The 22,993-nt window shown below is 69.5% G+C and carries 14 protein-coding genes; 6 read left to right on the plus strand and 8 right to left on the minus strand.

Going from position 1 to position 22,993, the window contains the following annotated elements:
* Positions 1-158 precede the first annotated feature (158 nt).
* Positions 159-3,359 carry a glycoside hydrolase gene (locus QA861_RS30020; RefSeq protein WP_334591813.1) on the plus strand — a complete coding sequence of 1,067 codons (3,201 nt, stop codon included), beginning with the start codon at positions 159-161 and terminating at the stop codon, positions 3,357-3,359.
* A 61-nt stretch (positions 3,360-3,420) separates the two neighbouring features.
* Here QA861_RS30020 and QA861_RS30025 read toward each other — a convergent pair whose 3' ends face one another.
* The 5 genes from QA861_RS30025 to QA861_RS30045 all read right to left on the minus strand — a co-directional run bounded on the left by QA861_RS30025 (position 3,421) and on the right by QA861_RS30045 (position 10,859).
* Complete coding sequence (locus tag QA861_RS30025) at positions 3,421-5,577, minus strand: glycoside hydrolase family 127 protein (protein ID WP_334591814.1); 2,157 nt, start codon at positions 5,575-5,577, stop codon at positions 3,421-3,423.
* A gap of 51 nt (positions 5,578-5,628) precedes the next feature.
* Entirely contained in the window at positions 5,629-7,569 is a 1,941-nt protein-coding gene (locus QA861_RS30030) for a glycoside hydrolase family 127 protein (RefSeq protein ID WP_334591815.1), read from the minus strand.
* A gap of 25 nt (positions 7,570-7,594) precedes the next feature.
* Complete coding sequence (locus QA861_RS30035) at positions 7,595-8,416, minus strand: carbohydrate ABC transporter permease (RefSeq protein WP_334591816.1); 822 nt, start codon at positions 8,414-8,416, stop codon at positions 7,595-7,597.
* A gap of 28 nt (positions 8,417-8,444) precedes the next feature.
* Positions 8,445-9,404, minus strand: coding sequence for a carbohydrate ABC transporter permease (locus tag QA861_RS30040; protein ID WP_334591817.1), 960 nt, complete (start codon positions 9,402-9,404; stop codon positions 8,445-8,447).
* A 120-nt stretch (positions 9,405-9,524) separates the two neighbouring features.
* The gene (locus QA861_RS30045) at positions 9,525-10,859 is read right to left on the minus strand and encodes an ABC transporter substrate-binding protein (RefSeq protein WP_334591818.1); all 1,335 of its coding nucleotides are present in this window, start codon (positions 10,857-10,859) and stop codon (positions 9,525-9,527) included.
* A gap of 228 nt (positions 10,860-11,087) precedes the next feature.
* Between QA861_RS30045 and QA861_RS30050 the strand changes: the two genes are divergently transcribed.
* From QA861_RS30050 to QA861_RS30060, 3 genes are all read left to right on the plus strand, one after another.
* Positions 11,088-12,116, plus strand: a complete 1,029-nt coding sequence (locus tag QA861_RS30050; protein ID WP_334591819.1) for a LacI family DNA-binding transcriptional regulator — start codon at positions 11,088-11,090, stop codon at positions 12,114-12,116.
* A 218-nt stretch (positions 12,117-12,334) separates the two neighbouring features.
* A complete protein-coding gene (locus tag QA861_RS30055; RefSeq protein ID WP_334591820.1) occupies positions 12,335-15,634 on the plus strand; it encodes a discoidin domain-containing protein in 3,300 nt (1,099 codons plus the stop codon).
* Between the two features lie 15 nt (positions 15,635-15,649).
* Positions 15,650-17,149 (plus strand): family 43 glycosylhydrolase, encoded by a 1,500-nt coding sequence (locus QA861_RS30060; protein ID WP_334591821.1) that lies wholly within the window; start codon positions 15,650-15,652, stop codon positions 17,147-17,149.
* Here the strand turns inward: QA861_RS30060 and QA861_RS30065 are convergent.
* From QA861_RS30065 to QA861_RS30075, 3 genes are all read right to left on the minus strand, one after another.
* Entirely contained in the window at positions 17,121-18,314 is a 1,194-nt protein-coding gene (locus tag QA861_RS30065) for a PP2C family protein-serine/threonine phosphatase (RefSeq protein WP_443041601.1), read from the minus strand. The two genes, QA861_RS30060 and QA861_RS30065, sit on opposite strands and share 29 nt — an antisense overlap.
* Before the next feature lie 108 nt (positions 18,315-18,422).
* Positions 18,423-19,181 carry an IclR family transcriptional regulator gene (locus tag QA861_RS30070; protein WP_334591823.1) on the minus strand — a complete coding sequence of 253 codons (759 nt, stop codon included), beginning with the start codon at positions 19,179-19,181 and terminating at the stop codon, positions 18,423-18,425.
* Between the two features lie 603 nt (positions 19,182-19,784).
* A complete protein-coding gene (locus tag QA861_RS30075; RefSeq protein WP_443041602.1) occupies positions 19,785-20,867 on the minus strand; it encodes a LacI family DNA-binding transcriptional regulator in 1,083 nt (360 codons plus the stop codon).
* Between the two features lie 211 nt (positions 20,868-21,078).
* Between QA861_RS30075 and QA861_RS30080 the strand changes: the two genes are divergently transcribed.
* Together QA861_RS30080 and QA861_RS30085 are read left to right on the plus strand one after the other, a co-directional pair.
* Positions 21,079-22,005, plus strand: a complete 927-nt coding sequence (locus QA861_RS30080; protein WP_334591824.1) for a carbohydrate ABC transporter permease — start codon at positions 21,079-21,081, stop codon at positions 22,003-22,005.
* Positions 22,006-22,008: 3 nt separating this feature from the next.
* Entirely contained in the window at positions 22,009-22,962 is a 954-nt protein-coding gene (locus QA861_RS30085) for a carbohydrate ABC transporter permease (RefSeq protein ID WP_334591825.1), read from the plus strand.
* Positions 22,963-22,993 lie beyond the last annotated feature (31 nt).

A 22,993-nucleotide genomic window follows, 5' to 3' on the forward strand; every position in this document is an offset into this window, starting at 1 on the left:
CCAGATGTTTCGGGCACGTCAACGAACTGCACCAAGCCCTCTCACCACAACGGAACTTGCACACCATCTTGACGTGTTCATTTTTGTCATCAAGCATGCCGTCAGCTCGATTCCTTCTGTTCGGTTCTGTTCGTCTCCTTGTCGTGGAAGGGAGTGCCGTGTCCTCTCGGCACCGCCATCGCATCGCCCGGGCCCTGGCCCCGACGGTCCCCCTGGTACTCGGCGCGGGTCTCCTGGTCCCACAGCCCGCGGCGAGCGCGGAAGCGGCGGCACAGAGCACCGTCACCGTGCGGATCGACCCGTCCTACCAGCAGCAGGAGTTCGAGGGTTGGGGGACGAGTCTCGTCTGGTTCGCCAACGCGACGGGCGGCTATCCGGAGCCCGTCCGAAGACGGCTGGTGGACATGCTGTTCGGCAAGGACGGGCTCGATCTCAACATCGCGCGCTACAACATCGGCGGCGGCAACGCCCCCGACGTCCGCACGAACTACATGAAGGCCGGCGCGACCATGGAGGGCTTCTGGAAGGCGCCCGCGGGCACCACCCAGAAGGACATGGACTGGTGGGATCCGAACAACCCCGCCGACTGGAACTGGGACGCCGACGCGAACCAGCGCTGGTGGGTGGACCAGATCAAGGACAAGGTGACCACCTGGGAGGCGTTCAGCAACTCGCCTCCCTGGTTCCAGACGGTCAGCGGGTACGTCTCCGGGGGCTTCGACGCGAACACGGACCAGATCCGCGCGGACCGGGTCGACGATTTCGCCGCCTACCTGGTGCGGGTGACCGAGGAGATGGAGAAGCGGCACGGCATCAGGTTCGACACCATCGATCCGCTGAACGAGCCCAACACCAACTACTGGGGTACCCAGTTGGGCGCCGACGGCCAGCCCACGGGCGGCCGTCAGGAAGGCGCGCACGCCGGACCCGCGCTCCAGCAGAAGGTCATCCTCGCCCTCGACAAGGCACTCGCCGGGGCGAAGACCCACGCGGCGATCTCCGCGATGGACGAGACCAACCCGAGCATCTTCACCCAGAACTGGAACGCCTACGGCGCCGACGCCCGGGCCGCCGTCGACCAGCTCAACGTGCACACCTACGGCACCGGGATGCGCACCAGCGCCCGGGACATCGCCAAGGGCGCCGACCGGAAACTGTGGATGAGCGAGGTCGAGGGCACCTGGGGCACCGGGACCGACTTCACGAGCATGGAACCGGGGCTCGGCATGGCCACCCGGATGGTCGACGACATGCGTGAACTGGAGCCCTCCGCCTGGGTGTTCTGGCAGCCGGTCGAGGACTCGATCCCGCAGGCGGCGGCCGGCAAGAACTGGGGCAGCATCCACGTCCCGTTCAACTGCACGGCGACGGACACCCTGGAGACCTGCCCGATCAAGGCCAACTCCAAGTTCGACACCATCCGGAACTTCACCCACTACATCCGGCCCGGCGACCACTTCGTGAAGACCGACGATCCGTCCACCGTCGCCGCCGTGAAGGCGTCCGGCCGGGCGGCGACGGCGGTGCACGTGAACAGCGGTACGACCGCGCGCTCCGTGACCCTCGACCTCTCGCGCTTCGGCAAGGTGACGGGGAAGGCCACCGTCACGCCCGTCGTCACGAGCGCCGACGGCGCGCTCGTCCGGGGCACGCCGGTCCGGGTGACCGACCGGTCCGCGACGTTCACCGTCCCCGCGAAGTCGGTCACGACCTTCCTGGTCTCGGGCGTCAGCGGCGTGGCGAAGGACGCCGCCCTCGTACAGCCCGGCCACGTCTACCGGCTCCAGGGCACCCAGAGCGGCAAGTCACTCACCCCGTCGGACGACAACACCGGCGTCGTCATCCGCACGACTGACGCCGCGAACCCCCAACAGCTTTGGTCCGTAAGGCAGTTGACCCCGGGAGTCGACAACCGCGAACGCTACGCCCTCACCAGCGCCACCACCGGCAAGCGGCTCGCCGTACGCGACAACGTGGCCGTCCTGGAGAACCCGGACCCGGCGACCGGCAGACCCGACAGTGCCGCCCAGTGGATCCTGTCGACCACCGGCGACGGCTCCTGGACGTTCGTCAACGCCGCCACCGGTCGCCTCCTCGACGTCACCGGCCAGTCCTCGACGGACGGCGCCAAGGTGTCGACTTACACCCCGACCTCGGCGGACAACCAGCGCTGGGCCGTAGCCGACGAGACGGTGCTGCGCACCGAGCCCGCGAAGACGTTCACCGTCCCCAGGCTGCGTCCCGAGCTGCCGAAGACGGTGACGCCGGTGTTCCGGGACGGTGCGCGGGGCGCCCTTCCCGTCGTGTGGGACCTGCCCTCGGACCGGGTCTGGAGCAAGCCCGGGACCGTGCGGGTGAGGGGTGAGGCGACCGACGCGCTCGGACACACGATCGCCGCGAAGGCGGTCGTCACCGTCGACACGATCGCCTCGACCCTGCCAGGCCGTGCCAAGACGTACGTGGGCGGGCACCCGGAGCTGCCCACGACGGTCGTCGGCGTCGGCAGGAACGGCGGCCGGACCGACCTTCCGGTCACCTGGGACCCGGCGCCCGAGAAGGCGTTCGACACGACCGGGACCGTCACCCTGCACGGCACCGCCCGGATCGTCGGCGGCGGGACGGCCGACGCAACCGTCCGCGTCCAGGTCACGGCGCCGGTGACGACGAACGTCGCGCCCGACCCGGCCGTCTCGGTCGCCGCGACGTTCACCGAGAGCGGGTACTCGGCGGAGAAGCTGCGCAACGGCGACCTCACCGAGAAGGCATGGTCCAACTGGAAGCCGGGGAACACCAAGAACCCCTCCGACACCATCACGTACACGCTGCCGAAGGCCCGCGATCTCAGCGGGATCGTCGCGCACTTCTACCGGGACGGGTCCAGCGCGTCCTTCCCGGCGAGCCTGAAGGTGCAGGTGCGGGCGGCAGGCAGCGACACCTGGACCGACGCGAGCGACCCCGTCCCGGTCGGGACCGAGGGCGCGCCGGTGATCGACGTACCGGTGACGGCGGGGCCCGCCGCCGGGGTGCGGGTGGTCATGACGGCACGTCAGGGCGGCTATCTGACCATGAGCGAGATCGAGGTGTACGCCAAGTCCCCCGGCGTCTCCTCGGACTCGGCCGCCGCGTCGATAGAGGTGGCCGGCGTGCCGGTCGCGTCCTTCGACCCGGGCACGACCGGCTACCGGGTCGCGACCGGCGATCCGGCGCACGCCGAGGTCACGGCGACGGCCCGCGACCCCTACGCGGACGTCACGGTCGAGAAGGTCCGCGAACACGGCCGCACCCGGGCCGTCGTCACGGTGACCGCTGAGGACGGCACGCGGACGACGACGTACGGGATCACACTCGTACGACGCTGAGGGCACGCTGAGGGGGAGGGAGGCCGCTCACGCGGCTCCCCTCCCTCTTGTTTTTCGACCGTCAGCGCCTCAGGTTCGCCCGGACGGAGGCGGCGACGACCGCGTCCCGCTCGGCCCGGCTGAACAGGCCCTGGGACAGCCAGCTGTCCGCGAGGACGCGGACCGCGTCCAGGAAGGCCCCCTGGGACGCGAAGGGAGCCCGCGCCCAGAGCACGTCGAGGAAGGTCTGTCCGTCCGTGCGGGCACGGTTCGGTACGCCGGAGGTGGCCGAGCCGAAGACGACGACGGGTTCGGAGCGCCTGAAGTAGGCGTGGTAGGCGGCGGTGTCCGCGATGTGGAACGGGGCCAGGGTCAGGCCGTGCGTGGTGAAGTACTGCGGCCGTCCTTCGGGTTTGACGGAGGCGGCGAGGTCGCCCTGCAGGGTGAAGTCCTTGTAGAAGGAGAAGGTACGGAAGGTCGTCGACTGGCTGCGGGCGACCAGAAGGACCGGGCCGTGGAACAGCGACTGGACCGTGGGGTCGTCGAGGGCCCGTTCGACGCGCAGACGGTACGGAGCGGAGACGGTGATCCGGTCACCGCGCTGCCAGTTCCTGCTCAGGGTGAGATAGCTGCCGGGTACGGCACCGGCCTGCTGCGGGACCCCGTTGACCGTGACGGTGAAACCTCCCGTGGCCCAGGACGGCACCCGGAGCTTCAGGTCGAGACCGCCGCCGCCCTCGCGGAACGTCAGGGTGCGCACGCCCTCGGCCGGGAAGTCGCTCGTCTGGTCGATGACGAGGCCGCGTTCCGGCCAGCGCAGGGTGGAGGCGAGGTACAGGTTGACGTACAGGGCGTTGCCGTCGGCGGAGCGGAAGTACACCGAGTCCTGGTACTTGGTGTGGTTCTCCATGCCCGTACCGCCGCAGCAGGTACCGGTGTTGTCGTACTCCCGCACGACTCCGGGCCCCATGCCGACGAAGTAGGTGACCTCCGGACTGACCGTGCTGCGGGCGTCCCGGCGGGAGGCGAGGATGTGGTTGGTCAGGCCCCGTTCGTAGTAGTCCATGTAGGCGGGGTCGGGGGTGTGGAAGAAGAGCTGGCGGCTCAGCTTCAGCATGTTGTACGTCGCACAGGTCTCGGCGTTGTTGTCGCCCAGCGTCGCCGCTGTCGCGTTCCGCGCCCGGAACATCTCCCCCTGGCCCGTGCCGCCCAGGCTGTATGTCCGGGGGCCCACGACCATGCCCCAGAAGTTGCGGGCGGCGGTGGCGTACTCGGCCTCCCCGGTGTGGTCGAACAGCCTGATGTAGCCGGTGAACTGGGGGATGTGCTGGTTGGCGTGTCTGCCGTCGAGGATGTCGCGGTTGTCGGCGCAGGCGTCCAGCAGCGCGGTGTTGTCGAAGCAGCGGGCGGCGGCGAGGTGTTCCGCCCGGCCGGTGAGGGCGTACAGGTCGGCCAGCACCTCGTTCATACCGCCGTACTCACCGGCGATGTAGATCGACCACATGCGGTCCAACTGCGCCTGGGGCAGTCGGCTGAGCCTGCTGTGCACCCAGTCGCCCATCTTCGAGGCGATGGTCAGGGCCTGCTGGTTCCCGGTGAGGGTGTGGGCGTCGAGGAGGCCGCGCATGATCTTGTGGCAGGTGTAGTAGGGCGCCCAGATGGTGGGGTAGGTCGTGTAGCTCTCCAGCAGGATGAACTGTGTCTCCGGGTACGCGGCCAGAAACCCGGGGTGGCTGGGCCTGGGCGATCCGTGGTCCGCCAGGGCCTGTTGGCATTCGCCGAGCGTGGTGACCAGGTAGTCGAGCTTGCTCTTCAGCGCGGCCTCTCGTGTGTCGGCGTACGCCTGCGCGACGAGGGTGAGGAAGTGACCGCCGAAGTGGCCACGCAGGTTGCCGTCGGCGGTCTCCCAGCCGCCGGGCGGCTGCGCGCCACGGGTGTCGAGCCCCGCGTTGGCGCGGAACACGGCGAGGATACGGTCGGCCGGGTAGGAGCGCGCGAACTCGAGCATCAGGTCACGCTTGCGGCGGAACACGCCGTCGCCCAGGGCTACTTGGTCCAGAGGGAAGGGCTGTACGGCCCAGGTGGCGGGCGCGGCCGGGGCGGCCGGGGCCAGTGCGGCCGTGGCTGGTGCGGGCGCCTCCGGGAGGGCCTCAGCTGGGACCGCGTACGCGAGGGGTGTGGCGGCCACACTCCCTGCGGCCAGCCTCAACAGGTGGCGGCGGGTGGGAGGTTGAGTCATCTCGGGCTCCGATCGTGGGGTTCGGGGGGCCTGGTCCACAGTGCGCCCGGGCTACGTCTCTGTGGTCGGCAGCCACACGCGCATCGTCGAAGGGCCGCGGTTCGCCCAGGAGTTGTAGGGGACCAGGACGATTCCCGTGTGCTCGGCGGCGGAAACGGTGGCCCGGTCCAGTGGCCGGTAGGGCCACGCGGCGTCGACCGGACCGTCCTGTGCGACGAGTTCGCCCGGCGCGACGACGGTGCCGGCCGGTCCGTCTTCCGGCTCGGCGGACGGATCCACCCGTACGACGTCCACCTCACGACCGTCCGGCAGGTCCACCGACTCGGCGCAGTAGACCAGCGGGCCACGCTGGACGGCGACCGTGCCGCGTACGGCGTCGATGCGCGGGTCCGGCTCGATCCATCGTGGCGCCACGGGCAGTTCGAGCCGGATCTCGTCGCCGGGACGGAAGACCCGGGTGACCTCGGCCGTGCCCGGGTCGACCGTACGACAGCCCCCGTCCGGGTCGACCAGGTAGGCCGTGGAGCCCTCCGTCCAGGCCGGGACGCGCAGCGACAGGGTCCAGGGGCGGACCGGGGGTGAGCGGTCGATCCGTACCGTGACGTTTCCGCCGGACGGGTAGTCGGTGCGGACGCGCAGGGCGACGGCGTGGCCGCCGGTGAGGGACGTGGTGATCTCCGCGTCGGCGTACTGGTGGAGCTGGATGCCCTGGTCGTCGGCCGTGGCCAGGTGGGCGGGGAGCTGAGCCAGGGTGCGTGCCACGTTGGTCGGGCAGCAGGACACCGCGAACCAGGGGGCGCGCAGGCTCGATTCGGCGCGCGGACTGACCGCGTCGGCGGCGGGTGCCGGGCCCCGATGGCGCCGGTGCAGGGTGTTGGCGTAGAAGAAGGACCGGCCGTCCTCGGACGGGGAGGTGGCGATGACGTTGAACAGGGTCCGCTCGGCGAGGTCGGCGTAGCGGGGGTCGCCGGTGGCCAGGAGCAGCCGCCAGCTGAGCTGTACAGAGGCGACGCCGGCGCAGGTCTCCGAGTAGGCGCGGTCGGGCGGCAGGACGAAGTCGTCGCCGAATGCCTCGTCCCGGTGGTGCGAGCCCATACCGCCGGTCAGATAGGTGCGCCGGGCGACCGCCGCCTCCCACTGGCGTCCGACCGCCGCGAGCAGTTCCTCGTCCCCGGTCTCGACGGCCACGTCGACCGCGCCGGACGCGAGGTAGAGGGCGCGGACGGCGTGGCCGCGCAGCACGGTGGCGTCCCGGACCGGGAGGTCGTCCTGGTGGTAGACGCGGCCGAACTCGCCGTCGGCGAGGGTGCCTTGGCCTCGGCGGTCGATGAACAGGGCGGCCTGGTCGAGGTAGCGCTCCTCGCCTGTCAGCCGGGCCAGTTCCACGAGGGCCGTCTCGATCTCCGCGTGACCGCAGACGCGCTCGATGCCGCCTCGGCCGAAGGTGGCGCAGATGTGGTCGGCGGCGCGTCGGGCGACCTTCGTCAGCTCGCCCTCGCCCTGGGTGCGGGCCTGGGCGACGCCTGCCTGGATCAGGTGCCCGTAGCAGTACAGTTCGTGACCCCATTCGAGGTCGCTGTAGCGGGGCTGCTGTCCGGGGTGGCCGAACGCGGTGTTCAGGTAGCCGTCCGGTTCTTGTGCGGAGGCGACGGCCTCGGTGAGCGCCGCGATGTCCTGGTCCAGCGTGGCTCCGCCACCGGTGCCCGTCTGCCAGGCCATCGCTTCGAGGAGTTTGTAGATCTCGGAGTCCGCGAACTCCCTTCCCCGCCGGCCCTGTTGGATACGGCCTTCGGCGACGGCACGGAAGTTGCCGGTCCAGCCGACGCGTTCCATCCAGTCGCGGCAGTGGGCGAGAGTGGCGGTGGCGTTGGTCTCCCGGCGCCGGTCCCAGAAGCCGCCGGTGATCCTGACCTCGTCGAGGCCCAGCGGACGCAGTCGTCCCCGGGTCGGTGCCACGGGCAGCACGGTCGACAACTCTCGGTTATCGCTCACCAATTGATGCCTTTCTTCCGGTTGGTCAGCCCTTCAGCGCGCCCGACATGAAGCCTCGTACGTAGTGCCGTTGCAGCAGCAGGAAGAGGAGGAGACAGGGCACGGCGAGGACCACCACTCCGGCTTCGGTGGCGCCGTAGTCGACCGCACCCATGCTCTGTTGGCGCAGGTTCGCCACGGCCAGCGGCAGGGGTGCCTTCTCGCTGTCGGAGATGAGAATCAGCGGGGCGATGAAGTCGTTCCAGGCGGCGAGGAACGCGAAGAGCCCCACGGTGATCAGCCCTGGACGTACCGCCGGGAGCAGGATCCGGCGCAGTGCGCCCGCCGTGCCGCAGCCGTCGACGAGCGCCGACTCCTCCAGTTCGCGGGGTACCGCCTCGAAGGAGATCCGCATCATGAAGGTGGCGAACGGCAGTTGGAACATGGCCAGGACGAGGCTCAGTCCGACCAGCGAGTTCTGGAGGTGGAGCCGGCCGAGCAGTACGTAGAGGGGGATGAGGAGGGTGGCGTACGGGACCATGAGGATGGCCAGCGTCAGCAGGAACAGCAGGTTCTTGCCGGGGAAGTCGAAGCGGGCGAAGGCGTAGCCGCCCAGCAGGGACACCCCGAGGGTCAGGGCGACGGTGAGCGCGGAGACGACGGTGCTGTTCAGGAAGTACTGCCACAGACCCGCGTCGTAGTGGAGCAGGGTGCGGTAGTTGCCGAGGCCGTAGCCGGACTCCTGTGCGGTGCCGGGTTGGCCGCTGACCGAGGCCCAGGCGTTCCACACCAGGGGGAAGAGGAAGATGACGGCCAGTCCTCCGGCGACGACGTAGTAGGGCGTACGGCCGAGGGCGCGGGTCAGCACCGTGGGCTCCCTTCCGATGGCAGACAGCTCATGATTCGTCGGCGCGGCCCAGGCCGCGGAACTGGAGGGCGTTGAGCAGGAGCAGTACGCCGAGCACGATCACCGAAAGGGCCGCCGCCGTACCGAGGTTCATCCGCTGGAAGGCCTCGCGGTAGATCAACTGGACGACGGTGACCGTGCTGTTGTCCGGTCCGCCCTTGGTGAGGACGAAGAACTGGTCGAAGGCGAGCAGTGATCCGGTCACGCAGAGGAGCAGTGTCAGCGCCAGGGACGGGCGCAGCAGCGGCAGGGTGATGGAGCGGAAGATCTGGCCGCGGCTCGCGCCGTCCATCCGGGCCGCCTCGAACACCTCGTGGGGGATGCGCTGGAGGCCCACGAGGAGGATCAGCATGTAGAACCCGGCGAACTTCCAGACGATGAGGAACACCGTCGAGAGAAGAGCGGAGGTCGGGGTGCCGAGGAAGGAGACCGGGTCGTCGACGAGGCCCAGGTTTTCCAGAATGCGGCTGAGAGGTCCGGTGGTGGGGCTGTACAGGCCCCAGAAGAGCAGGGACGCGGAGGCGAGGCCGAGGGCGCCGGGCAGGAAGTAGACCGTGCGGAAGAAGCCCGCCCCCGGACGGGACTCCTGCACCAGCAGGGCGAGGAGAAGGGCGAGGCCGAGGAGGACGACCGTGACGATCACGGTGTAGAGGAGCGTGAAGCGGACCGCCGGCCAGAAGAGGGTGGTGTCGGTGGCGTCGGTGTAGTTCTCGGGGGCGTTGACACCTCGGTCGCCGGCCAGGAGCGGCCAGTCGTTGAGGGACATCTGGCCGACGAGGAGCAGGGGGAGCAGGAAGAAGACGGTGACGAACACTGCCGTGGGGGCGGCGTAGGCGAGGCCCTGGGTTTTGCGGGAGGTCCACCATCGGCGGGCCGGCGTGCGCGTTCCAGGGCTCACCGGTGGGTCCCGGTGCGCGGGCGCCGTTCGGTTGGGCGCCTTCACGGGCATGGGTCTCCCTTTCGGTGCGGGTGGGTGGGGGCTGGTCGCGCCCACGCGGCGGAGCCGCCCAAAGTCACAGCCCCGCGCCCCTGAACAGCGGGCTGCGCCCCTGCTGTTCAGGGGTGCAGCTCAGTCCGCCAGTGACGCGCTCACCGCGTCGTTGTCCTTGTCCACGTTCGATCCGTCGCCGAAGACGGCGTCGCGCATCAGGGTCAGCCAGGGCCCGTTGGGGTCGTTGAACGTCTGGCCGAACTTCAGGGCGTACGGGGTCCGGCCGTCCGCCACCAGCTGGTTGATGGTCACCAGCCGTGGGTCGGCCTTGGAGTACTTGTTGGAGGCGAGGTCGGTGCGTGCCACCACGTCCTTGTGGGCGGCGACCACGTCGACCTGCGCCTGGTCGCCGAGGGACCAGGCGAGGAAGTTCCAGGCCTGGTCGGCCGACTTGCTGGTGGCGGAGATGCCGATGGCGTCGCCGCCGACGAAGGTGGACCTGCCGCCGTCGGGTCCGGGGATGGGCGCGACGCCGAGGTCCAGGTTCTTGGGCATCAGCCCGAGGGTGGTCGAGGGCATCGGCATGACCCCGACCTGTCCCTTCGGGAAGACGCCGGTCCAGGTGGCGCCGGTCTCGTCGCGGGCGCCGGGGGCGACGATGTCGTCCTTGACCCAGCCGCGGTAGGTGTCGTAGACCTTCTTGGCCGTGGCGGAGGCCAGGGTCGCCTCGGTGCCGTCCTTGTTCAGCACGTCCTGGCCCGCTGCCCAGATGGACGGCCACCAGGTGAAGACACCGCAGCCGCCGCAGTTGCCGCCGAAGAAGGTGCCGTTGACACCACCGCCGAGCGCGTCCACGGCGCGGGCCTGCTGGTCCCACTCGGCGAGGGTGGTGGGCGGCTTCTCCGGGTCGAGCTTCGCCTTCCGGTAGAGGTCCTTGTTGTAGAAGAGCACCGACAGATCGAGGGTGTGCGGGACGACGTACTTCCGGCCCTCGTACGTGCCGGCCTTGATGTGCGACTGAGCGAGGCTGTCGGCGAAGGGCAGGGCGTCGATACGGTCGGTGAGGTCGGCGAAGAGTCCGCTGGAGGTGTAGTTCGGGACGAACACCACGTCGGAGGCGAAGAGGTCGGGCAGGTCCTTGGCCCCGGCCGCCGCGCCCACCTTGGCCTGGTAGTCGTCGGTGGGGATGACGGTCAGCTCGATCCGGTTCTTGTGGCCCGCGTTGTACGCCTTGACCAGGGCCTCGCTCTGCGGCCGGGTCGCCGCCCGGGTCCACATCGTCAGCGTGGCGCCGTCGTCGGTGCCCGTGGCACCGGCCGCTCCCCCGCCGCCTCCTCCCCCGCCGTCCGAGCCGTCGTTCCCGGCGGCGCAGGCCGTGACCAGGCTCGCGGCGGCGAGAACCGCGACGGCACCGGTGGCGAGTCTGCGAAGGCGTCCACGTCCGTGTCCACGTGGGCCGGTCGTGCTCCCCATAACGATCCCCCTCGTGTGGGTTCTGCTGGGTGCTGCGCCGAAAAGAAGCCGAAAAGGCTTTCTGAAAGTAGGGACTCGGCTCACTGCCCGTCAATCCCCTTGCACAGAAGGGAAGCCGGAGCTCGGCATGGACGTCCGCCGAAAACTGCGGAAGTACGCGGAACGCGCCTGGACCGAAACAACTCGCGTACGGTTTACGCACGCAGGGCGAGAGAAGGAGTTCACCCCATGGCACAGGCCACCGGCCCCTCTCGTTCGCAGCCCACCACACTCAGCGACGTGGCCCGGCTGGCGGGCGTGTCCATCGCCACCGCGTCCAAGGCCCTCAACGGCCGGAGTCAAGTGCGCGCCGAGACCCGGCAGCGGGTCGTCGACGCGGCCGAGCGGCTGTCGTTCCGCCCCAACCAGCTGGCCCGCGGCCTGCTCGCCGGGCGAACCGGCACGGTCGGGCTGCTCACCAGCGACCTGGAGGGCCGGTTCAGCATCCCGATCCTGATGGGCGCCGAGGACGCCTTCGGGGCGGGCGAGGTCGCCGTGTTCCTCTGCGACGCCCGCGGGGACGCGATCCGCGAACAGCACCATGTCAGGGCGCTGCTTGGGCGCCGCGTGGACGGCCTGATCGTGGTGGGCAGCCGGACCGATCCGCGTCCCTCCCTGGGCCCTGAACTGCCGGTCCCGGTCGTCTACGCGTACGCCCCCTCGGACGATCCGGCCGATCTGTCCATCGTCCCCGACAGCGTCGACGCGGGCCGGATCGCCGTGGCACACCTGCTGGCGTGCGGCCGTACCCGGATCGCGCACATCACCGGCGACCCCGGCTATCTCGCGGCGCGCGAGCGGGCCGAGGGCGCCCTGGCCGCGCTCGCCGACGCCGGTCTGGTCCCGGTCGAGGAACCGCGGTTCGGGGCCTGGTCGGAGGGCTGGGGGCGGGCGGCCACCGCGCTGCTCCTGGACCGGCACCCCGAGGTCGACGCCGTGCTGTGCGGCAACGACCAGATAGCGCGCGGGGTCATGGAGGTCCTGCGCGAGCGTGGCCGGCGGGTGCCGGAGGACGTGTCGGTCATGGGCTTCGACGACTGGCACGTCCTGACCTCCGGCTCCCGACCGCCGCTGACCAGCGTCGACCTGAACCTCGAAGAGGTCGGGCGGGCCGCCGCGCACGCCCTGTTCAGCGCGATCGGCGGGGTGCGGCGCTCGGGGACGGAGGCCCTGCCCTGCCGGGTCGTCATCAGGGGCTCGACAGCGCCTCTGTCCTGAACCGCGTCCGTGTCACCGCCTTGAGCCGCGCCCGTGTGCTGAACCGGACAAGCCGCCGCCCCGGCGAACTCGGGTCTCACCGAGCCCTCTTGACACATCATCAGCTCGCTCCTACGTTGCGAAAACCTTTCAGGTCCGTTTTCCGTGCTCTTCGGGTTCATGAACGTCGGCGCCATCGCGACCACACGTCTGTCAGGCAACGGGACAGGGAGCCTCCGATGAGAAGACCGCACGCCTTACTGTCACGACGCCGGCGCACGAGGTACCTCCTCGTCGCCCTGCTGCTCACCTTCGCCTCCGTCCTCACCGCGCCCCCGGCCGCCGCCGCGCAGACCATCGGGTTCCCCACGTTCAGCGGCCCCGCGGTCCCGGCCCCGCCCGTCGCCCAGACCACCGGCGACATGATGAAGGCCATCTACGACGCGGAGAGTTCCGGCACCGACTTCTGGATGGACCGGCTGCTGGCCCGCAGCGGCGACGACCCGGCCGGCCCCTGGCTGATGAGCCGGGGCCGCGCACTGTTCATGAAGACCCACGACCCGGCGATACTCGGTTTCGGTGGCCACGTCGCCTACTGGGAGAGCGTCAACGACCAGAACGCGTACAGCATCGCCATCAGCCCGGGTACCTTCACCGAGCAGGTCTCCCAACGCCGGCAGATGCCCAGCCACTGGAACAGTGTGCACACCAGCGGCTCGGTCACGGTCAACCAGACCAAGTTCATCACCGAGAACAACGTCGCCGTGACCAACCTGTCGATCAAGAACAACGGCAGCGGCTCGACCACCCTGCAACTGCGGGCGACCTCGCCGTACGCCACCACGGGCACCGGCAGCGAGCTGACCGGCCAGGCCGGCGCCTACAACAACCTGACCACCCTCCGCCCCCGCATCACCGGCGACGGATTCACGGTCACCAACGGCGGCCTCAACCGCTCCGTGACGATCGCGGCCGGAGCGACAGTGACCGCCAAGGTGGTGATGGGCTTCGTCACCGACGAGATCCCCCAGTCGCTCACCGAGTACAACGCCTACGCGGGCTACTCGAACGCGACCGCCTTCGCGACACACGTCAGGGCCTACAACCTGTGGTGGGCGCAGAACGTGCCCTACATCGACGTACCCGAACCGGCGATCAAGAAGAGCATCTACTACCGCTGGTGGCTGATGCGCTTCAACAACCTGGACGCCGACATCCCAGGCCAGACCTTCCAGTTCCCGACGTCGACCGAGGGCGTCCTCGGCTACAACAACGCGATCGCGCTGACGCAGCCGATGCACATCGACGACCTGAAGTATCTGCGCGACCCGGCCTACGCGTACGGGGACTGGCTGAGCGTCGGTCAGACCTCCAAGGGCGGCCGCTTCCTGGACAATCCGGGTGACCCGGAGAACTGGTCCAACAGCTACACCCAGTACATCGCCGAGGCGGCCTGGAAGAGCTACCAGCTCCACGGCGGCCAGCCGGCCATCGCCGCCAACCTCGCGCGCTACGCGGAGGGCGACGTCAAGGGGCAACTCGCCACCTACGACCACGACAACAACAAGCTGATCGAGTACGACTGGGGTGCGCTGACCGGCAACGACGCCGACGCGGTCTCGTTCCACTGGAAGCCCGGCAACATGGACCGCGCCGAGTCCGCCTACCAGTACAGCGGCGCGCTGGCCGCCGCGCAGGCCTACGACGCGATCGGCAACACGGCCAAGGCGAACGAGATGCGGACGCTCGCGACGCAGATCAAGGACGCCATCGTCAACGTGCTGTGGAATCCGAACCGGCAGTTGTTCGAGCACCGGCTCAAGTCGACGAACGAGTGGGTGCCCTGGAAGGAGATCAACAACTACTACCCGTTCTCGGTCGGCGCCGTCCCCAACACGGCGACGTACAAGCAGGCCCTGCGGCTGTTCGACGACCCGGCGCAGTACCCGATCTTCCCCTTCTACACGGCCAACCAGGTCGACAAGAAGGCGGCGGCCGACGCCGGCGAGCCCGGTTCGAACAACTTCTCCACCATCAACTCCACGGTGCAGTTCCGGCTGTACTCCTCGGTGCTGCGCAACTACCCCAACTCGTGGATGAACGCGACCGACTACAAGAAGCTCCTGTACTGGAACGCCTGGGCGCAGTACGTCGGCGGCAACACCCAGTGGCCCGACGCCAACGAGTTCTGGGCCGACTGGAACGGCAGCTCCATCGACTACCGGTCCTGGATCCACCACAACATCCTGGGCAGCAGCAACTGGACGGTGATCGAGGACGTCGCGGGGCTTCGGTCGCGCAACGACGCCAAGGTGGAGCTCTCGCCGATCGACATCGGCTGGGACCACTTCACCGTCAACAACCTCCGCTACCGCAACGCCGACCTGTCCATCGTCTGGGACGACCCGGCCGACGGTGTGGTGCGCTACCCGGGCATCCCGGAGGGCTACTCGATCTACGTCAACGGCAACCGGGCCGCCACCGTCAACTCCCTGGTGCCCTTCACCTGGGACCCGGCCACCGGTGACGTCACCACGAGCGGCACGGTCGGCTTCCACACGGCGGTCGCCGGACTCCAGGCCCCCAACCAGGTCGTCCAGAGCAGTCCCCGGATGGTCGACATGCTCGCCAAGGCCGGCGTCGACCTCACCGCCGACCTGACCAACCTGGCCTCCGGGGCGACGACTTCGGCCTCCTACACCGGGTCGGGCAGCTCGGTCTCGGGCGCGGTCGACGGCTACCCCACCAACGAACCGTTCTGGGGCGCCGGCGGCTCCCCCAACAGCCAGGACTGGTACGAGCTGAACTTCGGTGCCGCGCGCACGCTGAACGAGGTGCGCCTGTACTTCAAGGACAGCCGGCCGGCCAGTACGACCTACCGGGCGCCGTCCGCGTACAACATCCAGTACTACGACGGCAGTTCATGGGTGAACGCGCCCAGCCAGACCAAGACCCCGACCGCGCCGCGCGCCAACTACAACCTGGTGCGGTTCCCGGCGATCACCGCCCAGCGCATCCGCGTCCTGGCAACCAACGCCTCCGGCGCCAAGACGGGCCTGACCGAGGTGAAGGTGTTCAACCGTGGCGGTGTCCAGCCACCGCAGCCACCGGCCAACCAGGCGTCCTCCGCGACAGCGTCCGCGTCGTACACCTCCGCCTGGGAGAGCGTCGCCGCGGTGAACGACGGTGTCGACCCGCCCTCGTCCAACGACACGGCGAACCCGCGCTGGGGAACCTGGCCGGAGACGGGCCAGCAGTGGGCCGAGCTGACCTGGCCGACCGCGAAGACCCTCGACAAGGCGGACGTGTACTTCTTCGACGACGACCAGGGCATCGACATGCCCTCCGCGTGGAAGCTCCAGTACTGGAACGGCAGCGCGTATGTGGACGTGCCGGGCGCCGGGGCCTACGCACTGGCGAAGAACCAGTACAACTCCGTCTCCTTCACCGCCGTCAGCACCACCCGGCTACGGGTGCTGCTCACCAGCACGGGCAGCAGTTCCGTCGGTCTCCTCGAAGTCAAGGCGTACGGACCCTGAAGGGATGTGCCTCAAGTGACCCGCTCCAGATGTACGGCCGTACTGGTCGCCGTGCTCGCCATGGTGGTCGCCCTCCTGGTGGTGCCGCCCGCGTCAGCCGCCGTCACCTTCAGCTCGACCGGGGTGAACCAGAACGGCGGCAACTGCCTTGACCTGCCCGGCGGTTCGACGACCAACGCGACCCAGCTGCGGGCGTTCACCTGCGGCTCCGGGGCCAACCAGAACTTCGGCTACACGCCGGTCGCCGGGACGTCGGACACGTACACGATCACCACGCAGTCCGGGCAGTGCGTCGACGTGTTCGGGGCGTCGACGGCGGACAACGCCACGATCATCCAGTGGCCCTGCCACAGCGGAACGAACCAGCAGTGGCGGCTCGTCCCGGTGACGGTCTCCGGAACCGACAGGACGTTCAACCTGGTGTCCGTCAGCTCGGGCAAGTGCGTGACGCCCAGCGGTGGTTCGTCCGCGTCGAACACCAACCTCGTCCAACTCCCGTGTGCCACCGCGAACGGCAGGGTGTGGCGGCTGCCCGGCTTCACCGGCGGGGGCGGCACGGGGACGCACACGTTCACCAACCCGCTGTCCCAGCACGGGCCCGATCCCTGGCTGACGTACTACGACGGCTACTACTACCTCGCCACGACCACCTGGAACTCGACGGTCACCATGCGCAAGGCGAGCACACTCGCCGGGCTCGCCACCGCCACCGACCAGGTGATCTTCAACCTGACCCGGCCCAACGGAGCCGGCACCATGTGGGCCCCGGAGTTCCATCTGCTCGACGGCCCGAACGGCAAGCGGTGGTACTTCTACTACACGGCCGGACGGGAGCCGTACGACCTGGGCACCCAGCGCATCCATGTGCTGGAGAGCGCCGGCCTGGACCCGATGGGGCCCTACAGCTTCAAGGCCGACCTGCTCGACCCGACGCAGGACAACACCTGGGAACTCGACCCGGGCATCCTCCAGTTGAACGGCAGGCTGTATCTGCTCGGCACCTTCTACAACGGCTCGCAGCCCATGTTCATCCGCCCGCTGTCCAACCCGTGGACCGCGAGCGGCACCCGCCGGGTACTGTCCACCCCGACTCTCAGCTGGGAGACGGTCGGCGGCGCGGTCAACGAGGGCGCCGAGGTACTTCAGCGGGGCGGGAAGACGTTCATCGTCTACTCGGCGAGCCACTGCTCCACGCCCGACTACAAGCTGGGGATGCTGACGTACAACGGAACCGGTGACCCGCTCGACTCCGCCTCCTGGGTCAAGTCGGCCAACCCGGTCTTCCAGCGGTCCAACGCGAACGGTGTGTACGGTCCCGGCCACAACGGGTTCTTCAAGTCGCCCGACGGGACCGAGGACTGGATCGTCTACCATGCCAACAACTCCGCCTCCGGCGGCTGCGACATGAACCGCACGACCAGGGCACAGAAGTTCACCTGGAACGCCGACGGCACACCGAACTTCGGTACGCCGGTGGCTCTCGGCGTCACCCTGACCGCGCCTTCGGGCGAGTAACCGCCGCTTCGGACGCCGTGGTCACGGCGTTGTCCGTTGTTCCGCCCGCCGACGGTTCGGGAACCACCACTTCCCGGACCGTCGGTTTGCGGATGAGGAGCAGCGCCGCGTCGTCGTGCAGCCGGCCGCCCACGTGGGCCAGCAGTTCGTCGTGGAGCGCGTCGAGGGTGTGGGACGGTTCGTCGCCGGCGTGGCGGGCCAGCCCCTCATGGAGCGGGTAGAAGTCGCGGCCCCGGTCACGGGCCTCGGTGACTCCGTCGGTGTACAGCAGCAGCTGGTCGCCGTCCGTGAAGGGCAGCACCTGGAGGTCGGGGGTGTGCCCGGTGAGGGCGCGCAGTCCGAGGGGCGGGGCCGGGTGCGTGGGCTCCACGGTCACGAGGGCGCCCGAGGCGGTGACCAGAATCGGGGGCGCGTGTCCGCAGTTCACCACCTCCAGTTGCCCGGTCCTCGGGTATCCGGCGACCACGGCGGTGACGAAGTCGTCCGCGCCGAGGTTGCGGGCGAGGCTCCGTTCGATCCGGTCGACGACCGCGAGGAGATCGGGCTCGTCGTAGGCGGCCTCCCGGAAGACGCCGAGCACCAGAGCGGCGGTCCCCACGGCCGGCAGCCCCTTGCCGCGCACATCGCCGACGATCAGTCTCACCCCGTACGGCGTGGGTATCAGCGCGTACAGATCACCGCCGATCCGGGCCTCGGCCGCCGCCGCGCTGTAGCGGACGGCCACCTGGAAGGGGCCGACCGTCGCCGGTACGGGGCTGAGCAGCGCGTGCTGGGCGGTCTCGGCGACCGAGCGGACGGCGTCGAGGACCCGTTCCCGGCGTTCGCGCAGCGCGCTGGCCAGGCCGCTCGCCAGGGTGACGGCGGCCAGGGCGGACAGTACGGCGGCCAGTTCCCGGGACGGTACGCCCTTCAGGTCGCCGAGCGTCGCGGCGACCGCGCCGGCGAGAAGGCCGACGCAGAGGACTCCGCGTGGTCCGTTGGTGGTGGCGGCCAGAGCGGGGCCGGCGGCGAGCAGTGGCAGCCAGCTTGTGCCGGCTCCGCCGACGAGGTCGCCGAGGACCACTGCGGCGACGACCAGCACGGGCAGGGCGGGCAGCAGGGGCACCCGGCTCCTGAACGCTCGTGTCCGCCGATGGGCTCCACCTTGGTGTCGGGCCTGACTCATGTTCGGTCCGCAGTCCTCACCTGTGTACGGGGATGAGCCCCCGAAATGCCGGTTTCGTCCGGACTCCAGGAAACGCGATCGGCCGGGGCCGCTACAAGAAGAGGATTTTCAGATAGTGAGCGAGAGACTCCTGGTCACACGGTCGGCGACCGGGATCAGCCGCGCCCGGATCTCCGGCAGCCGGGCGAGCCGGTCCGCCGGCATGGAGACGCCGAGCGAGCCGAGCGTGTCGCCCCGGTAGACGGGGACGGCGACACAGACCGTGCCGAGGGCGTACTCCTCCAGGTCCGTGACGGCCGGGGCCACCGGTGAGGAATCGATACGCCGGAGCAGTTCCAGTCGGCTGGTGATCGTCCTGGGGGTGAGGTCGTTGAGGTGGTGGCGGGAGAGGTAGTCCTTGCGGGCGCCCTCGTCCAGTTCCCGCAGCACGGACTTGCCCAGCGCGGTGGCGTGTCCCGCGTCCTCGAACCCCACCCAGAGGTCGACACGGGGTGTCCGCGGACCGTCGACGATCTCGGCGACCCGGATCTCACCCTCCTCGTAGAAGGTGAGGTAGGCGGCGGTCGCCAGTTCGTCCCGCAGCGCGGCGAGCGTGGGACGGACCCGGCTGAGCAGCGCCTGCCCGCCTCCCGTGACCTGCAGGGACCGCACCTTGTCCCCGAGAATGAACCCGCCGTCGGACAGTTTCCGCAGGTAGCCGTCGTGCACCAGCGTCCGCAGCAGGTGGTAGGCGGTGGCCAGGGGCAGCTCCGTCTCGCGTGCCAGCTGCTTCGCCGGCGCCCCGTTCTCATGGGCACCCACCGCCTCCAGCAGACGGAAGGCCCGCTGGACGGAGGTGATGAGCGTGGGGCCGTCTTGCGCAGCCATGGGACCAGCGTGCGCCCGGCACGCAGCACGGGCAAGGCGTACGGGCCTCACGGAAGCCGACAGAACACCGCGAGGGCACCGGCAGGCCACGCACGCCCTCACCCCCGGTCCCCGACCTTCGTCCCCGACCTTCGTCCCCGTCCCCGTCCCCGTCCCCGTCCCCGTCCCCGTCCCCGTCCCCGTCCCCGTCCCCGTCCCCGTCCCCGTCCCCGTCCCCGTCCCCGTCCCCGTCCCCGGCGAGCGTGCCCGTCCTTCGCCCTCGTGCTCGTCCCCGTCCCAGTCCCCGTCGAGTGACCAGCGCCCGCCCCTCGCCCTCGCCCCCGCTACCCGCTACCCGCTACCCGCTACCCGCTACCCGTCGAGCGTGCCCGGCCTTCACCCTCGCCCCCGTCCTCACCCCCGTCGAGTGACCAGCGCCCGTCCTTCGCCCTCGTGCTCGTCCCCGTCCCAGTCGCCGTCGAGTGACCCGCGCCCGCCCCTCGCCCTCGTCCCCGCTACCCGCTACCCGCTACCCGTCGAGCGTGCCCGACCTTCGCCCTCGCCCCCGTCCCTCGCCCCCGTCGAGTGACCGGTCCCCTCCCGCGTCGGCCCGACGCCCGTTCCCTATCCCGAGTGTCCCGGCGGCGCCGTACTGCTCCGCACGACCAGGCGGGTCGGCACCAGTGTCGTCCCGTGTTCCGTGGCGTCCTGCCGCATCTGGCGCAGCACGCCCTCCACGCACAGCCGCCCCACCTCGGCGAAGTCCTGGTGCACGGTGGTCAGCGGTGGCAGGAAGGAGCCCGCCTCCGGGATGTCGTCGAAGCCGATGACACTGACGTCCTCGGGCACCCTGCGCCCGCTCTCGTGCAGCGCCCGCAGCAGCCCCAGCGCCATCTGGTCGTTGGCCACGAACACCGCCGTGCAGTCCGGCAGCCCGGCGATCCGCAGACCCGCGTGGTAGCCGGACTCCGCCGACCAGTCACCGCGCACGAGGGGCGGTGCGACCCGGTCGGCCGCGAGGAGTTCGGCGCGCCAGGCGTCGGTGCGGCGCTGCGCCGCGTACGAGCCCTCGGGGCCCGCCAGATGCCAGACCGTGCGGTGCCCGAGGTCCAGGAGATGCCGTACGGCGGTCCGGGTGCCGCCGGCCTGGTCGGTGTCGACCACCGTGTAGCGGTCGCCCGCGTCGGAGTCGGCCACGACCACCTGGACGTGCGGCGGCATGGAGAGGGTCGACGCGTCGAGGAGGTGCACTTCGAGGATGACGATGACGGCGTCGACGGCGAGCTCACCGAGGCGCGAGAAGGCTCCGCGCACCTCGTCCTGCGTCGGCACGGCGACCGGCAGCAGGGTCACCGAGTACCCCTCCTGGGCCGCCGAGGTGGCGATCGCCTCCAGCGTTCGGACGTTGCCCGTGGTGGACAGACCGAAGGTGATGACGCCGATCGTGCGGAACTCACCGCGCTTGAGGGCACGGGCGGCGCTGTTGGGCCGATAGCCCAGCTCCTTCATGGCCTCCAGGACCTGCCGCCGTGTCTCCTCGTTCACACCCGGGAAGCCGTTCGACACCCTGGAGACGGTCTGCGAGGACACTCCGGCGACCCGGGCGACGTCCGCCATGGACGCGCTCTGTGTACGGCGGGCCGCCCGTTTCCTGGTGCGTGGGCGCGCCCGCCCCGGCTCCGCCGAGGTGCCGTCAGCTGTGTCCACCCGTCAATCCTCGCCGTTCGGTCCACAGTTGCGCCCTACGACCTTGACCAGCGTCGGGGGAGCGGTGTAGACATGCCGCCATCAGATGTTTACGTAAACATAACAGCCGGTGGACCTCTCGTGGAGGTCCACGCAGAGGGATGTTTACGTAAACATCGGGGCGGCGGCGGACCAGCGCCGGTTCCGAGACGGACGAGCGAGGCACGACAAAATGACAACCCTAGAACCGCCGGTGGCCGTGAAACGCGCCCCGGCCCGGCCTGCGGCGAAGAGGGACCGCCGCTCATGGACGGGATGGGGGTTCATAGGCCCGTTCGTGGCGGTGTTCGCCCTCGTCTTCCTGGCACCCATCGGGTACTCGATCTACCTCAGCCTCTTCAGGGATCAGCTGATCGGCGGCACGAGTTTCGTAGGCCTGGACAACTACCAGCAGGCCCTGCAGGACGACCAGTTCTGGAACTCCCTCATACGGGTCTCGCTGTTCCTGGTCGTCCAGGTGCCGATCATGCTCGGCATCGCCCTGCTGATCGCCCTGGCCCTGGACAGCGGACGCCTCTACGGCAAGGACTTCTTCCGTATCGCGATCTTCCTGCCGTACGCGGTGCCCGCCGTGGTCGCCACCCTGATGTGGGGCTTCATGTACGGCACCAAGTACGGGCTGGTGGGTGACATCAACAGCGCGTTCGACGTCACCCTGCCGGACCCGCTCTCCAGCGGCCTGGTGCTGGCGTCGATCGGCAACATCGTGACGTGGGAGTTCATCGGCTACAACATGCTGATCTTCTACTCCGCGCTACGGGTCATCCCGCTCTCGCTCTACGAGGCCGCGGAGATCGACGGCGCCGGCCAGTTCCGCGTCATCACGGCCATCAAGCTCCCCGCGATCCGCGGTGCCCTCGTGATCGCGACGATCTTCTCGATCATCGGCAGCTTCCAGCTCTTCAACGAGCCGGCCATTCTGCGGCCGGTCGCACGCAACGCCATCACTACCGACTTCACCCCGAACTTCTACACGTACTCGCTGTCCTTCAACGGCCAGCAGCACAACTACTCCGCGGCGGTCGCCATCATCATGGGGCTGATCACCATGGTCATCGCCTATGTCGTGCAGCTCCGCGGCATGCGCAAGGGAGCGTGAACCATGAGCAGCTCCGTCACCACCAGCTCCCCGTCCGCATCCGCACCGGCCGGCGACGGTTCCACCACCGCCGCGCCCCGACTGCGCACCCGCCGGCAGAAGCACTCTCCCAGCCGCCCCAAGCGCAGCATCCTGCTGACCGTGCTCACCGGCCTGATCCTGGTCTACACGGTCGTGCCCCTGATCTGGCTGGTCATCAGCGCCACCAAGACCCAGGACGGGCTGGCCAATTCCTCGGGACTCTGGTTCAGCGACCACTTCGCTCTCTGGAGCAACATCCACGACACGTTCACCTACCACGACGGCATCTTCGTCCGCTGGCTGCTGAACACCCTGCTCTACGTCGTCCTCGGCGCCGGCGGCGCCACCCTGCTGGCGATCCTCGGCGGCTACGCGCTGGCGAAGTTCACCTTCCCGGGCAAGCGCGCCGTGTTCGCCGTGGTCATCGGAGCCGTCGCGGTCCCGGGTACGGCCCTTGCGGTGCCCACCTTCCTGATGTTCAGCAAGATGGGCCTGACCGACACCCCGTGGGCAGTGATCATCCCGTCCCTCGTGTCGCCCTTCGGTCTGTATCTGATGTGGGTCTTCGCGACCGAGGCCATCCCCACCGAACTGATGGAGGCGGCCCGCATCGACGGAGCGGGCGAGGTGCGCACCTTCTTCCAGGTCGCCCTGCCCCTGCTCGCCCCCGGCACCGTGACCGTGCTGCTGTTCACCACGGTGGCGACCTGGAACAACTACTTCCTGCCGCTGATCATGCTCAAGGACCCCAACTGGTACCCGCTGACCCTGGGTCTGGACGCCTGGAACTCCCAGGCCCAGACGATCGGCGGCGACGTCGTCTTCAACCTGGTGATCACCGGTTCCCTGCTCACCATCATTCCGCTGATCGCCGCGTTCCTGCTGCTCCAGAAGTACTGGCAGTCCGGCCTCGCCGCCGGAAGTGTCAAGGAGTGAGCCACCTTCAGGCCCCACACCCCCCTCGGCT

Origin of the sequence: Streptomyces sp. B21-083 (assembly GCF_036898825.1) — a bacterium.
In the GTDB taxonomy this organism is placed as follows: domain Bacteria; phylum Actinomycetota; class Actinomycetes; order Streptomycetales; family Streptomycetaceae; genus Streptomyces.

Bases quoted from the DNA above. Each gene is read 5' to 3' on its own strand.
- QA861_RS30025 (WP_334591814.1), bottom strand. From the start codon at position 5,577: ATGACTCAACCTCCCACCCGCCGCCACCTGTTGAGGCTGGCCGCAGGG.
- QA861_RS30050 (WP_334591819.1), top strand. From the start codon at position 11,088: ATGGCACAGGCCACCGGCCCCTCTCGTTCGCAGCCCACCACACTCAGC.
- QA861_RS30040 (WP_334591817.1), bottom strand. From the start codon at position 9,404: ATGCCCGTGAAGGCGCCCAACCGAACGGCGCCCGCGCACCGGGACCCA.
- QA861_RS30055 (WP_334591820.1), top strand. From the start codon at position 12,335: ATGAGAAGACCGCACGCCTTACTGTCACGACGCCGGCGCACGAGGTAC.
- QA861_RS30085 (WP_334591825.1), top strand. From the start codon at position 22,009: ATGAGCAGCTCCGTCACCACCAGCTCCCCGTCCGCATCCGCACCGGCC.
- QA861_RS30045 (WP_334591818.1), bottom strand. From the start codon at position 10,859: ATGGGGAGCACGACCGGCCCACGTGGACACGGACGTGGACGCCTTCGC.
- QA861_RS30080 (WP_334591824.1), top strand. From the start codon at position 21,079: ATGACAACCCTAGAACCGCCGGTGGCCGTGAAACGCGCCCCGGCCCGG.
- QA861_RS30065 (WP_443041601.1), bottom strand. From the start codon at position 18,314: ATGAGTCAGGCCCGACACCAAGGTGGAGCCCATCGGCGGACACGAGCG.
- QA861_RS30070 (WP_334591823.1), bottom strand. From the start codon at position 19,181: ATGGCTGCGCAAGACGGCCCCACGCTCATCACCTCCGTCCAGCGGGCC.